Source organism: Bacillus chungangensis (genome assembly GCF_030812995.1).
Lineage (GTDB): Bacteria > Bacillota > Bacilli > Bacillales > Bacillaceae_C > Bacillus_CF > Bacillus_CF chungangensis.
In genome coordinates this window covers 13173-26218 of record NZ_JAUSTT010000022.1, presented here as the reverse complement: position 1 = coordinate 26218, position 13046 = coordinate 13173, and the positions used below count along the sequence as shown (strand labels likewise).

Here is a 13046-nt window from a genome sequence, read left to right as displayed (position 1 = left end):
TTTGAAGATATTTACAGAGAAAAGATTGGAGAGATTGGGATGAGGAAAGCAGCAAAGAGTAGAAAAACGAATGAAACGATGATAGAAATTTCTTGCAATTTGGATGATCCGTCGTTAGTAGATATTCAAACAGGGATTGGTTTTTTTGATCATATGCTGGAGGCATTCGCTCGACATGGCCGCATTGGACTAGTTGTCAATGCGAAAGGAGATTTACATATTGATAGCCATCATACTGTAGAAGATGTCGGCATTGTGCTTGGCCAGCTTGTCAGAGAAGCCCTTGGAGATAAACATGGCATTACGCGCTACGGATCAGCTTATGTCCCAATGGATGATGCATTAGGATTTGTAGCACTTGATATTAGCGGTCGTCCTTTTCTTCACTTTGATGCTGTTTTTGATAATCCAAAGCTTGGCCAATTCGATAGCGAGCTAGTACGTGAGTTTTTTCAAGCATTTGCTTTTCAATCGGGCACAACACTTCATGCCAGGGTTCTATACGGTGTGAATACACATCATAAAATAGAGGCGCTTTTTAAAGCATTAGGCCGCGCATTAGCGATCGCTATAACAATTGATCCGAATATAAAAGGGGTCAATTCAACAAAAGGAATGCTTGAATAGGGGGAAAAGAGAATGATCATTATACCAGCTATTGATTTAATTGATGGCAAATGCGTACGCTTGTATCAAGGAGATTTTAATAAAACAACGGAAGTAGGTAGTGATCCGCGCTCGCAAATTCAACAATTTCTTACAGATGGTGCAAAAATTGTCCATATCGTTGATTTAGATGGAGCGAGAGCAGGTGAAGCAAAACAATATGGATTAATCCAAGATTTAGCAAAGATGTCGACAGTGCCAATTCAAGTTGGCGGCGGTATCCGGAATTTGCAAACAGTTGAACGTTATTTGGAAGCAGGAGTTACAAGAATTGTACTTGGTACAGCAGCTTTAGAAGACAATACATTCGTAACAGAGGCATTAACACAATTTCGCGATCATATTGTTATTGGCATCGATGCAAAAAATGGGCAAGTCGCAACTCGGGGGTGGGAGACTGTGACAGCTATTGATTTTATCGAGTTTGCTAAACAGATGGAAGCCCTTGGTGCAAAAACGATTGTATTTACTGATATTTCTCGGGATGGGACGATGACAGGCCCTAATCTTGCACAACTGAAACAGATTTCCGAAGCTGTAACCTGTACGATTGTTGCATCAGGAGGTATTCGTAGTATGGATGATCTAACCGATCTTGCAGGCATCGGCATGAAAGAAGCAATTGTCGGCAAAGCGATATATGATGGCAGTATCAAGCTCAAGGAGGTACAGCAATGAAGAAAATTGTTCCTTGTTTAGATGTTAAAGATGGAAAAGTCGTCAAAGGAATCCAGTTTGTCGGCTTGCGAACAATGGGAGATCCAGTTGAAATGGCTGCTTATTATTCTAAAAATGGTGCAGATGAGCTTGTATTTTTGGATATTGCCGCAACGACAGAAGCGCGGGGTACGATGCTAAAATGGGTGAGAGAGACTGCACAGCATGTAACGGTTCCTTTTACAGTAGGCGGTGGTGTAAAAACGCTTCAAGATGCTGAACAGTTATTAGAGGCAGGTGCTGATAAAATTGGCATTAATTCTGCTGCTGTTCATCACCCATCATTATTAAAAGAAATTGCCGAAAAATATGGTTCTCAAGTTGTCGTAGCAGCCATTGACGCAAAACAAGCTGCCCCGGGAAAATGGCATGTGATGATTCAAGGAGGTAAGCATGATACTGGTTTAGATGCAATTGAGTGGGCAAAAGAAGTTGAAAAACTTGGAGCAGGAGAAATATTACTTACAAGTATGGATAGTGACGGTAAAAAGGATGGCTATGATCTTTTATTAACAAAAGCAGTTGTTGACGCAGTCGCGATTCCTGTAACAGCTTCTGGGGGCTGTGGGCATCCTCAACATATTATTGATGTCTTTAAGGAAACAAATGTTGCAGCTGCATTGGCAGCCTCTATCTTTCATGAAGGAACACATACTATTCAGGAAGTGAAGCATCTGTGCCAGGAGCAGGGAGTGAGAGTAAAGTGAAAATCGATTTTTCAAAAGGATTAGTGCCCGCTATTGTCGTCAATCATAAAACGAATGCAGTATTAATGCTTGCATATATGAATGAAGAAGCATATGAAAAAACATTGGAAACGAAAGAAACTTGGTTTTATTCCCGTTCCCGAAAAACGCTTTGGAATAAAGGAGAAACGTCTGGGAATAAACAAATTGTTCAATCGATTCAGCTTGATTGTGACAAAGACACACTGTTAATTCGTGTCGATCCTTTAGGTCCTGCTTGTCATACTGGAAAAGAGAGCTGCTTCATTCAAACAGTGCTTGACAATAATCAGTCTAAAATGAAGGAAGCAAAAACACGAAGTATTTACGAGGAAGTCATGCTGGAAATTGAGGACAGGAAAACAGAACCAATTCCTAATTCATACACGAACTATTTATTAAAAAAGGGAATTGATAAAATTGGCAAGAAGGTCATTGAAGAAGCTGGAGAAATCGTGATTGCTGCAAAAAATAACGATCGCAATGATATCATTGCCGAATGCAGCGACTTATTCTATCATTGCTTCGTACTGCTTGCAGAACGTAACGTTTCATTAGTTGAAGTCGAAAAAGAATTGCGTCATCGTTTTGCTAAAAAAGGGAACAATAAAGGAGAGCGTCGCCCAATCAAAGAGTGGTGACGCTCTTTTTATTGAGACGGTTATTTTCCTGCAATCTGAGGGAAAATGTTAAAGAGCAAGCTTCGTATCGTTGTATTGATCGGCTTATAAATCGCGAGAATTGGCTTATAAAAGATGTCGATTGGCCAAAAAATGAAGAGAATGGCTTTATAACTGAAGTCGATCTGCTTATAAATCATGTAATCGGCCTTTAAATGTTATCGATTCGCTTTTAAATCGAATAAATCGGCTTATCGCTGAAGTTGGTTTGCATTTAAATGGAGCCGATCAAATTATAACTGAAATAGTTCTGCTTATAATAGATACTTATCTGGTCTAAAAATCAAGTTGATCTATTACGAGTTGTAGCGACTTATATTAGGGAGTGTGGGACATGACCGTGCTGCGAACTGGATTGCTTGTAGCAAAACGATTTTTTAACGAACGTTTTTATGATCATTCGGCGCAAATGGCTTATTATTTTCTACTGTCCATGTTTCCTTTTCTTATTTTTGTGTTTACTCTTATTGGCTTTTTGCCAATTGAAGCTCGTGGGCTTTTAGAGATGCTGCAGCCATATATACCAGAAGGAAGTTATGATATTCTTGAAAATACATTACTTTCTATTATCAACAATCAGAAAAAAAAACTAGCATCCTTTAGTTTTATTGCAACGTTTTGGTTATCATCTATGGCGGTTCAATCGCTTGTTCGTTCGATGAATGATGCATATCGCATGAAGAGAAAAGAATCATTTTTGAAAGGATTGCTTTTCGATTTTTTTTTAACCGCTGGATTGATCGTTATTTTTTCTTTTTCTTTCTTCATTCCAATTATTGAAGAGATTGCTCGTATTTTTGTTATTACACATGTCACAGTACCGACCTCTTTTTATTTCTGGTGGCTGATTGTTAAATGGGGGATGGGGACTTTTTTTCTGTTTTTATTTTTTTTATTTCTCTATAAATTTTTCCCAACAGAGAAAGTTTTGTACCGTTCTGCTTTACCTGGTGCCCTATTTGCCACAATAGGTTGGCAAGGAGTCGCGTTAGCCTTTACTTATTATGTTTCATTTGGAAGCTATTCTCAACTCTATGGTCAACTTGGAAGTGTTATTGTTTTGATCGTTTGGTTTTACTTGACAGCAGCTGTGTTATTAATTGGTGGATTAATCAATGCAACGACTAATGAATGAAATCGTGATCTGTCATAACCGACTACCGTTACAATCACCTAGCGGAATGGATAAGCAAATGGGTATAATTGGGAATTATTTTGTGTATTGAAGCATGTCAGCAATAAAAAATAACAGTGGAATTCGTCAGAATATGAAAAAGGTACAGCATTGGATTAATTAGAATGGGGAAGCATTTAAGATATTTGCTGACCCTTGTATTAACTGCTGCAAACAAAAGGAACTTAGCTCCGGTAGATAAAAGGAGCTTTGAGGATAGAGAACACTATTCTCTATCACACGAAAGATCGAGAAATAAAGAGTTTAAAAGCAACCCTACTGAAGATGCTGACGGAATATTTCTTTTAAGTGAGTGCTTATAAATATAGTAATTTCTTATGATTTGTTTGCTCTGCTTTTTGCTTCAGCCATTTGTGAGAAATTTTAATCCCTTCCATTGGATTTACCATTTGTCCATTCCCAACATAAGCGTAAAATTTGTCTGGATAGCGATGAATCATTTCAGTGCCTAAAACTGTACCCCATGATGTGCCAACAAGAAAAATTTTCTCTTGATTAAATTGTGCTCTTAATAAAAATGGGGGATAAACATGTTATCACAAACATAAAATCTTAGGCATAAAATGAGTAGACAGATAACTACCAAGATAGGAAGTGATATCTGAATATGTACGTTTATCATAATGGCCAATATTTGTTGGCCCATCCAGGTTATTATCGGCAGCAAGAGGCGATGCCTGCCGCTTATGCCCGAGTAAAAGGAGGGCCTTTAGCACCAGGTTTAAAGGGGTATGTTGTATTTACAGAAGTTCCAAATGGCACAGAAGTTTATGTAGAGGTGACGGGACTCCCCGCATATGAACCAGCAAAAGGAAAGAGGCCGCCAATTGGTCCACATGGATTTCATGTTCACGAGCACGGTAATTGTGAAGTAGGAGATAAAAACAATCCATTCCAAGCTGCAGGAGAACACTGGAATCCGACTAAACAGCCGCATGGCAATCATGCCGGAGATTTTCCCGTTTTATTCTCAAATGATGGGTATGCCCGCATGTCTTTTTTTACAAATAAATTTAAAGTAAAGGATGTTATCGGGAAGGCTATTATCATTCATCAGTTTCCGGATGATTATCGAACACAGCCAGCTGGAGATGCTGGAAAGCGACTAGCATGTGGTGTGATTAAATCCTTTTCGCAAAGTAAATCATAAAAAAGTTCTTTTTCTAAATAGCCTTGAAGTACGTCCCAATTTAGTGTTATTTTTGAGAGCCCTCTTAACATGCATCACCATGCATATTAGGAGGGCCTTTTCAATTCTATAGCATTATATTTAGTGATACCTAGTATTGGATAATGAATATGATTGAAATTCATATTTTAACTTATTGGCGCACACTGATTAATTTAAAATATGGAATTTTAAGTAAATAATTTGTTAAGTATGCATCATTGATTTGTATGGAGCTTTTCGAGTGAATCGTTTTTATGCAATAGTTGAAAGATTACCATTATCTATTTGCGAAAAACAACTTTTAAAATAAAAGTCGCGTAAAAATTGCCTCTTCCCTTAACAAAGGATTTGGACAGCAACCATTTTCTATTCTTATTCCTAAAATTCCGTTTATTGTCAAATAACCACTTACGTACGCTTGGACTAAACAACTTTTAACACAATGGAGGGAGGTTTGCTGTCTCTCCTACTTCCGAATCTGTCCTTGTCCTTCTACGATTGTTTTTACTGCTGTGAGCGCACGCAATCCCATCGGTCCGCGGGCATGTAATTTTTGTGTACTAATGCCAATTTCAGCACCATAACCAAATTGTTCTCCATCAGTAAACCTTGTTGAAGCGTTATGATATAAAACGGCAGCATCAACAGCCTGAAAGAAAAGCTTTACGTTGTTATCGTCTTCAGAAATAATTGCTTCAGAATGCTTTGTGCCATATTCGTTTATATGTTCAATTGCTTCCTGGACACTTTTTGCTTGTTTCATAGCTAAACATGTATCTAAGTACTCTGTACGCCAATCTTTTTCTGTTGCTTTCTGATAATCACTACCGATTTTAAAACGTTCATCAATACGAAGCTCGATATCATTTTGCCGCATTACTGCTAGTAAGGCGTCCGTATGTGGCCAATCTTCATGAATAATGACTGTTTCAATTGCGTTGCAGACAGATGGCCGTTGTGTTTTGGCGTTCAAAGCAATATCGATTGCCATTTCTTTTTGTGCTGAAGCGTCAATAAAAAGATGGCAGTTGCCGACTCCAGTTTCTATCACTGGTATCGTAGCGTGTTTTAAAACAGCTTGGATTAAGCCAGCACCGCCGCGAGGGATTAATACATCCAAGTATTCATGAAGCTGAAACATTTCATTTGCTGTTTCTCTGCTTGTATCTTCTAAAAGCTGAATGGCATCCTTTGGAATGGATGAGTGGGCAAGCGCTTCTTGCATTACCTGAACAAGGGCAATATTTGAGTGTAATGCGGATGCACTACCCCTTAAAAAAACAGCATTTCCAGCTTTTAAACAAATACATGCTGCATCAACGGTTACATTTGGACGCGCCTCATAAACCATTCCAACGACGCCAAGAGGAACACGAACAGTTTGAATCGAAAGGCCATTTGGCCGTTTCCAAGTTTCTATTACTTCTCCAATTGGATCTTTTAAAGTAACAAGCTGCTGAACACCTTCAACTATTTGCTCTATTCGTTCCTCCGTTAAAAGCAAACGATCCAGAAGGGCAGGGGAGAGTCCGGCTTTTTTTCCAGCTATCATATCCTTTTGATTTTCTTGTAAAATTGTCGCTTGATTGTCTCGGAGCGAACGAGCAATTTTTAATAGAGCGTCATTTTTTTCAGCTTCAGATTGCATAGGCAATGTCAGTGCAGTCTTTTTTAGTATTGCTGCTTTTTTATGCAGTTCATTCATTCTCAATGCATCTCCTTTCCAATTGCAACCCAGTTATCACGATGAATCACTTCAGGACGCTGGCTACTGCAATATTCCATTGCTTCATCACTTGATAAGCCTTTAATCTGTTCTAAGTCTACTGCTGCGTAATTACTTTGTCCTCTGCCAATCACTGTACCATTCTGATTAACAACAGCAACAACATCAAGCACCTGGAATGCTCCGGTAATGTTGGTGATGCCAGCAGGCAGTAAACTTTTTCCTCTCAACAATAATGCTGACTCTGCACCACTATCGATTTCAATTGTTCCTTTTACATGAGAGTGAAAAGCAATCCATTGCTTCTTTATTTGCATCGTCGTTTGAAACGGAGCTCCAATATAAGTGCCATTTCCTTTTCCTTCTAAAATATCCGCAAGCTTTGTTTTTCCAGAGCCAGTTCCGATGAATACACTCACACCAAGGGAAAGGGCTTTTTGAGCGGCTATGAGCTTTGACTTCATCCCACCTGTTCCGACTGCAGAACTGCGATCATCGACGAGCATTAATAAATCTTCAGTCACTTCAGGAATAAACTGGTACCTTTTACTGTTTTTATTAGAATAAGGATTACTGTCATACAAACCATCAATATCAGTTAAAATAATGAGTGCATCTGCGTGCAGAAAACCACTGACAAGTGCAGATAACATATCGTTATCACCAAAAGTAAGGCCTTCGCTAGAGATTGAATCATTCTCATTAATGATTGGAATAACCCCATTTTTAATCAGTTCCGTCATCGTCGAAAATAAATGACGGAAGCGTTTTTGGCTGTAAAAATCCTCTTTTGTTAAAAGGATTTGTCCTGGAACGATCTTGTGTTTTTCAAAAGCAGAAAGATAGCCTCTCATTAATAAACCCTGTCCAACAGCTGCCGCTGCTTGCTTCCCGGCCATTGTTCTTGGCCTTGTAGAAAATCCAAGTGAACTGAAACCAGATGCCACTGCACCCGAAGAAATTAAAATCACTTCATATCCGATCGTCTTTAAATATGCAAGTGCAGCAACATGATCGGAAAGTTTTTCTTCACTGAGCTTACCTTGTTCATTTGTAAGTGAACTACTTCCAATTTTGACAACAACTCGCTGTTTTTTCATTTTTCCGTCCTTTCTTCCTAGCATTAAGCGCTTGTACATGTAAAAGAGAAAACAAAAAACACTTCCTCTATCCAGTAAAGGACGGAAGAAGTGCTCCGCGGTACCACCTTCATTGATGCCTTTAAGCATCCAACTCTATTCCCGTAACGAGGGCTAACGGCCAATGTTTCCATAAGCAGCTTTTTTTGGGCAGGTTCAATATACTCTCGTGAGGAATCTTGCAGCCTTCGAATTCCACTCTCTAGCACGTTCATATTATTTACTAGTCCCAGTCAGTTCATAAGATGTAGTTATGATGATATTTTCTGTCTAATTTACTAAATTGTCAAGTGTTTATGTTAAATGATAAAAGTCAAGTCTGCTCAGAGAAGGGAGAAATTTCACTCTTCCATTCTCAAGTTAAGTCGGATGAAATGCTCTTTTTTTTGAAGGTTTAATTTTTTTAATCTTCTCTAAATCTTAAACAGCGGTCACACTCTGTTAAATGAGATTCATACTTTTCATCAATACTAGCCCCACATTGAACACATACCTTTTTTGATCGTTGTTTTTCTTTTAATATTGCAGTTTGTTGCAACATGATTACCCCTCCTTATATATAACAGAAATATTTATTAAATATTGTTGTATAACAGTATATACACGAAAGAAAATTTTGTCTAGTCAAAAAGGTCAATTTTTTTGTCAGGGGTTGTATTTATTTTAAAACTTGGGCATATATCATTTATATATATGGGAAGAAGGTAAAAGGCAAATCTCACAAAACGTATTAGGAAAAACCTTATATTTTTGCTGATTTTTTATAAGTGTTTCCCTTATAATGAAAAATGAGGATTGTTTGAGGAAAGAAGGGAAAATGTCATCATGACGATTTATAGAGCTTTGTCTATTGCAGGTTCAGCAGCAAGAGGTGGTGCTGGCATCCAAGCAGATATTAAAACGTTCCAGGAGCTGGATGTATTTGGGATGACTGCGGTTACTGCTATTGTTGCATCTCACCCAGAAAAAGGGAATTGTGTATACACACAATCAATTGAAGCGATTGAAGCACAATTTTACACGGCTTTTCATGATATCGGTTTGGATGCACTAAAGACAGGAATGCTATTCTCAAATGAGATTATAGAGCGGACAGCACGATTACTTGCGGAATCACAAGTAAAAAATATCGTTGTTGATCCAGTGATTATTGGAAAAATGGGTTCTCAGCTTTTAAAAGATGACGCCATAGAAATGATGAAAAGTAAATTAATTCCACAAGCTGCGATTATTACGCCAAATATGCCAGAAGCAGCACGGCTATTAGGAATTCCTGAAATTACATCTATTTCCGAAATGAAAGAGGCGGCAGCAGAACTTCATAAATTGGGCCCAGCGTATGTCCTTGTTAAGGGAGGGCGCTTAAAGGGGCCGGCGATTGATATTTTATATGATGGACAAACTTTCAAGCAATTGGGAGCAGATAGAATCGCTACTATTCATACAAATGGAGCAGGCTGTACATATTCGGCTGCGATTACAGCGGAATTGGCGAAAGGGAAGACGATGGAAGAAGCCGTAAAGAAAGCAAAAAATTTTATTACAGCAGCGATAAGACATTCCATTGCGTTTAAACGCGGAGTAGGTCCAACTTATCATGCTGCTTACCGAAAATACGGGGAAGCAGCAAAAGAGGAACAGTAAAGTTTCACGGTGGACAAAGGGAAGTAAAAGGTGCTAACCTGATAGGTCAGCACCTTTGTTTATAGTTTTTTTATCTTTAATGAACTAATCATGAGGAAAGATAAAATCAACACGAAAAACATAAAGATATAAGATGGAAAATAAGGAATTCCGAAATAACTGATAGCTAAAAAACAACCTGCTGCTGTAATTGGAAGACCTTGAAAGGAACCGGTAAAAACAGTAGTGTTATATCGTGCTAATCGAATTGCACCACAAATAATGAAAATAATCATAAAGAGAGTACCAGCAGAGTGATAGCGATGTAAGATACTTTCATATAGTAAGAAGGCTGGTGCGACACCAAAGGAAACGAGATCTGATAATGAATCGAGCTGTTTTCCGAAATCTGAAACGATGTTAAGATTCCTTGCTACTCTTCCATCAAAAGAATCAAACAGAGCAGCTAAAAAAATAAAGAGCAATGAGAGGTGTGGATTTCCTCTTGTAACAAATAAAAGCGCTAAAATACCACAGCCCAAATTCATGATCGTTAAAAAATTAGCCATTTGACTAATGAATAATTTCGAAGTATTATCAGTCCGATGAGATAAAAACAGGATTAGACCACTCCCTTGCATGAAAAAATAAAAAAATATGTTGAGTTTATTCAAAAAGACCGTACTGTACGTATTTAAAATGTTATTGTCTATGTTCTCAACTTCGGCTCAGTTATCGATACATGAAACGTCTCGATCCTTTTTGAACATATACATTCATTATACTACATTTTTTAAAAAAGGGGCTATTCAATTGCGGAAATTCCTTTTTAGAAGCTTAGTAGAGTTAACTGGAAACCCTATTGCTTCTTCATTGTTAAAAAAAATCACCTCTTCTTCAGCGAGCAGGTTTTTGATCAAACCTTTTGCAAAAGCTAATGCTCTCAATACTGAAGAAATGGCACGCCAGCTTCATGAATATAAAAGTTTGCAAGATTTATTTACCCGCGAGTTAAAACCAGGTATTCGTCCAGTTGATCCTTCGCCACAATCAGTTGTGAGTCCAGTGGATGGCGTTTTAACATCATTCGGAAAGATTTCTGAACAGGATTCTTTCCTAGTAAAAGGACAAGATTACAAACTTGACAGTATATTGGGCAATCAAGAAAAAGCAAAACAATTTAGTAAAGGCTGGTATTTTATCTTTTATTTGTCTCCTTCACATTATCATCGAATTCATAGTCCAGTCAATGGAGAAATTGAAGAACAATGGTCATGCGGCGGAAAATCGTATCCAGTAAATGAACTTGGCATGAAGCATGCTCCAAAACCACTATCTACAAATTATCGTCTTATTACGATGTTGACGAATACAAATTGTCAAATGGCAGTAATCAAGGTCGGGGCATTGAATGTGAACAGCATTCATTTTACCCATAACCACACTTCTATAAACAAGGGGAACGAAATGGCCTATTTCTCATTTGGTTCCACTGTTGTGCTGCTGATTGGTTCTGCTTTTGAACCATGTGAATCATTAAAGCTTAACATGAGCGTCCAGTATGGAAACCGAATTGGCATGATAACGGACACTCATTTGGAGTGATAACGCCGTAAAAGTGAAACTTTCATTTGGGGGGATTCTCTTTATCCCCCCATACAGAATTTCAAATAAACCGCAACCTCCTCGAAAATGAAAATCAAAAACCTCCTTATTTTATGGACACGAACCAATTGGACAACGTTCCCACGCTTAGACTACTTCAGGTTTTCAGATCGGGGTTTACTTTTTTTAGGAGTATAGGATCACTTCCCTCAAACCGATATAGATGATCTCGACAAAAACGAAATATCGTTGATTTATTGCAACAGCGATGCGAATGTAATTTTTTAAAAACTTGTATGAACTGAACCTGGATGTGGAAGATAAGAAAAAGCTTTCTTACCTCATATCTATAGAATAGGAAGCTTCCTGCCATTATATGATGAAATAAGTACAATGGGAAATAACGTTATTTGATTTTTTAAAATAATAATCAGTCTGCATAAAATAATGCGATTACTCAAAACATAAGATATCTACTTTACATGATCAACAGCTTTTAAAGAAGCTGCTTAGGAGCATACGATGAGAAAAAGATTTTCTGTCATTTTATGTATTGTTCTTCTTGTCTTTGTATTCTTTTCCAACATTCATTTAAGCTATGCAATGGAAAGGGGGAAACTTGAAGAAACAGGTCATGTCATCTGGAATATAAAAACAGACAAAAAACTGATTGCACTGACATTTGATGATGGCCCCCATCCGGTTTATACTTCTCAAATATTAGATCTACTTGCGGCATATAAAGCCAAAGCTACTTTTTTTGTTGTTGGATCACGTGTCAAAAAATATCCTGAATTAGCAAAAAGAGAGATAGAGGAAGGACATGAAATTGCTAATCATACGTATAATCATCTTTATAGGCTTAAATTGGATGAAAAAACATTAAAAGAGGAGTTAGAACGAACAGATGAAGTGATTTATGAAACGACAGGCGTCTATCCTATTTTTTATCGACCTGTAGGCGGATACTATAATGATCTTATTATAAAGACGGCAGTTGATAAAAAACTCCGAGTCATTATGTGGTCATGGCACCAAGATTCAAGAGATTGGAGCAGACCCGGCGTTAAAAAGATTATCACAAATGTACTAGATGATTACCGTCCTGGCGATATCGTGCTGTTTCATGATTCAGGAGGAAACCGAAGCCAAACTGTTGCTGCACTGAAAGTCATTATTCCTGCAATTCAAAGAGCAGGATATGAATTTGTCACTATTTCAGAATTACTTCGAAGAACTGGTATTGACCCAGACCCTGTTTTTTGAAAAAACATAGATAAGAACCAGTAACCCTAAGCTAAGGGTTTTACTGGTTTTTTTAATTTTTAAACTTATTGGGTGAGGAAGAGAGTTGGAAAAATACTTTTTTTAAGTTTGAATATTCTAAAGCAGAGAGCTGGATGAATCTAGATTCTTGACAGTAATCATGAACAATCATATGATAAAAGTGCTAAAGTTTTATAGGTATAAAGGGTGACCTGATGGTTGCTCTTTTTTGTTTATTATTCAGTCTAATGAACTATTTAGCAGAAGGCAAATGATCAAGTTTATCCCACATCTAACTGGCAGTAAAACCCCCACCTCAAAAGGAAGAGGAATCAGAAGCGCTAGGTGGGGATAACTGAAAGTCAAATGTCCGATTGGTTCAGGCCTACATGACGTAGGTCACTCAAGCGTTGCGACAGAACAAGGAAAGCTTCGGCAGTGATACATCGCACGAAGAAAAAGCGGTTTCCCTTTTCGAGGACGTCGCGCCTTTAGCTTGAGATCCTTTGTATGGGGGATGAGAGAAAACCCCC

13 protein-coding genes and 1 pseudogene are annotated in these 13046 nt (G+C 37.9%); 9 read left to right on the top strand and 5 right to left on the bottom strand.

Annotation, left to right across the window (positions count from 1 at the left end):
• Positions 1 to 39 precede the first annotated feature (39 nt).
• From hisB to J2S08_RS16355, 5 genes are all read left to right on the top strand, one after another.
• Positions 40 to 627, top strand: coding sequence for an imidazoleglycerol-phosphate dehydratase HisB (gene hisB, locus J2S08_RS16375; RefSeq protein ID WP_307231385.1), 588 nt, complete (start codon positions 40 to 42; stop codon positions 625 to 627).
• Between the two features lie 12 nt (positions 628 to 639).
• Positions 640 to 1344 carry a 1-(5-phosphoribosyl)-5-[(5-phosphoribosylamino)methylideneamino]imidazole-4-carboxamide isomerase gene (hisA, locus tag J2S08_RS16370; protein WP_307231383.1) on the top strand — a complete coding sequence of 235 codons (705 nt, stop codon included), beginning with the start codon at positions 640 to 642 and terminating at the stop codon, positions 1342 to 1344.
• On the top strand, positions 1341 to 2090 hold the full coding sequence (hisF, locus tag J2S08_RS16365; protein ID WP_307231381.1) for an imidazole glycerol phosphate synthase subunit HisF: 750 nt from the start codon (positions 1341 to 1343) through the stop codon (positions 2088 to 2090). Before hisA ends, hisF begins: the two co-directional genes overlap by 4 nt.
• Positions 2087 to 2749, top strand: coding sequence for a bifunctional phosphoribosyl-AMP cyclohydrolase/phosphoribosyl-ATP diphosphatase HisIE (gene hisIE / locus J2S08_RS16360; protein WP_307231379.1), 663 nt, complete (start codon positions 2087 to 2089; stop codon positions 2747 to 2749). The genes hisF and hisIE overlap by 4 nt, the downstream gene beginning before the upstream one ends.
• 373 nt (positions 2750 to 3122) lie before the next feature.
• Positions 3123 to 3923, top strand: coding sequence for a YihY/virulence factor BrkB family protein (locus J2S08_RS16355; RefSeq protein ID WP_307231377.1), 801 nt, complete (start codon positions 3123 to 3125; stop codon positions 3921 to 3923).
• Positions 3924 to 4279: 356 nt separating this feature from the next.
• Here the strand turns inward: J2S08_RS16355 and J2S08_RS22595 are convergent.
• Positions 4280 to 4483 (bottom strand): annotated as a pseudogene (locus J2S08_RS22595) (alpha/beta hydrolase); the annotation flags it as partial.
• A gap of 173 nt (positions 4484 to 4656) precedes the next feature.
• Here J2S08_RS22595 and J2S08_RS16350 point away from each other — a divergent pair.
• On the top strand, positions 4657 to 5133 hold the full coding sequence (locus J2S08_RS16350; RefSeq protein WP_307231502.1) for a superoxide dismutase family protein: 477 nt from the start codon (positions 4657 to 4659) through the stop codon (positions 5131 to 5133).
• 487 nt (positions 5134 to 5620) lie between these two features.
• Here the strand turns inward: J2S08_RS16350 and J2S08_RS16345 are convergent, their stop codons facing one another.
• The 3 genes from J2S08_RS16345 to yhfH all read right to left on the bottom strand — a co-directional run bounded on the left by J2S08_RS16345 (position 5621) and on the right by yhfH (position 8560).
• A complete protein-coding gene (locus tag J2S08_RS16345; RefSeq protein ID WP_307231375.1) occupies positions 5621 to 6859 on the bottom strand; it encodes a glutamate-5-semialdehyde dehydrogenase in 1239 nt (412 codons plus the stop codon).
• A 2-nt stretch (positions 6860 to 6861) separates the two neighbouring features.
• Entirely contained in the window at positions 6862 to 7980 is a 1119-nt protein-coding gene (gene proB / locus J2S08_RS16340) for a glutamate 5-kinase (protein WP_307231500.1), read from the bottom strand.
• A 442-nt stretch (positions 7981 to 8422) separates the two neighbouring features.
• Positions 8423 to 8560: a protein YhfH gene (gene yhfH / locus J2S08_RS16335; protein ID WP_307231373.1), complete on the bottom strand. Its 138-nt coding sequence runs from the start codon at positions 8558 to 8560 to the stop codon at positions 8423 to 8425.
• 284 nt (positions 8561 to 8844) lie between these two features.
• On the opposite strand from yhfH, the gene thiD reads away from it, so the two are divergent.
• Positions 8845 to 9663, top strand: coding sequence for a bifunctional hydroxymethylpyrimidine kinase/phosphomethylpyrimidine kinase (gene thiD / locus J2S08_RS16330; RefSeq protein WP_307231371.1), 819 nt, complete (start codon positions 8845 to 8847; stop codon positions 9661 to 9663).
• Between the two features lie 59 nt (positions 9664 to 9722).
• Here the strand turns inward: thiD and pssA are convergent, their stop codons facing one another.
• Positions 9723 to 10262, bottom strand: coding sequence for a CDP-diacylglycerol--serine O-phosphatidyltransferase (gene pssA, locus J2S08_RS16325; protein WP_370875704.1), 540 nt, complete (start codon positions 10260 to 10262; stop codon positions 9723 to 9725).
• 193 nt (positions 10263 to 10455) lie between these two features.
• On the opposite strand from pssA, the gene J2S08_RS16320 reads away from it, so the two are divergent.
• Both J2S08_RS16320 and J2S08_RS16315 read left to right on the top strand, forming a co-directional pair.
• On the top strand, positions 10456 to 11247 hold the full coding sequence (locus J2S08_RS16320) for a phosphatidylserine decarboxylase (protein ID WP_307231368.1): 792 nt from the start codon (positions 10456 to 10458) through the stop codon (positions 11245 to 11247).
• Positions 11248 to 11769: 522 nt separating this feature from the next.
• Positions 11770 to 12513: a polysaccharide deacetylase family protein gene (locus J2S08_RS16315; RefSeq protein ID WP_307231366.1), complete on the top strand. Its 744-nt coding sequence runs from the start codon at positions 11770 to 11772 to the stop codon at positions 12511 to 12513.
• The last annotated feature ends 533 nt before the right edge of the window (positions 12514 to 13046 follow it).

Coding starts and splice junctions, on each gene's coding strand:
- hisB (WP_307231385.1), top strand. CDS start 40: ATGAGGAAAGCAGCAAAGAGTAGAAAAACGAATGAAACGATGATAGAA.
- hisA (WP_307231383.1), top strand. CDS start 640: ATGATCATTATACCAGCTATTGATTTAATTGATGGCAAATGCGTACGC.
- hisF (WP_307231381.1), top strand. CDS start 1,341: ATGAAGAAAATTGTTCCTTGTTTAGATGTTAAAGATGGAAAAGTCGTC.
- J2S08_RS16355 (WP_307231377.1), top strand. CDS start 3,123: ATGACCGTGCTGCGAACTGGATTGCTTGTAGCAAAACGATTTTTTAAC.
- J2S08_RS16350 (WP_307231502.1), top strand. CDS start 4,657: ATGCCTGCCGCTTATGCCCGAGTAAAAGGAGGGCCTTTAGCACCAGGT.
- J2S08_RS16345 (WP_307231375.1), bottom strand. CDS start 6,859: ATGAATGAACTGCATAAAAAAGCAGCAATACTAAAAAAGACTGCACTG.
- proB (WP_307231500.1), bottom strand. CDS start 7,980: ATGAAAAAACAGCGAGTTGTTGTCAAAATTGGAAGTAGTTCACTTACA.
- yhfH (WP_307231373.1), bottom strand. CDS start 8,560: ATGTTGCAACAAACTGCAATATTAAAAGAAAAACAACGATCAAAAAAG.
- thiD (WP_307231371.1), top strand. CDS start 8,845: ATGACGATTTATAGAGCTTTGTCTATTGCAGGTTCAGCAGCAAGAGGT.
- J2S08_RS16315 (WP_307231366.1), top strand. CDS start 11,770: ATGAGAAAAAGATTTTCTGTCATTTTATGTATTGTTCTTCTTGTCTTT.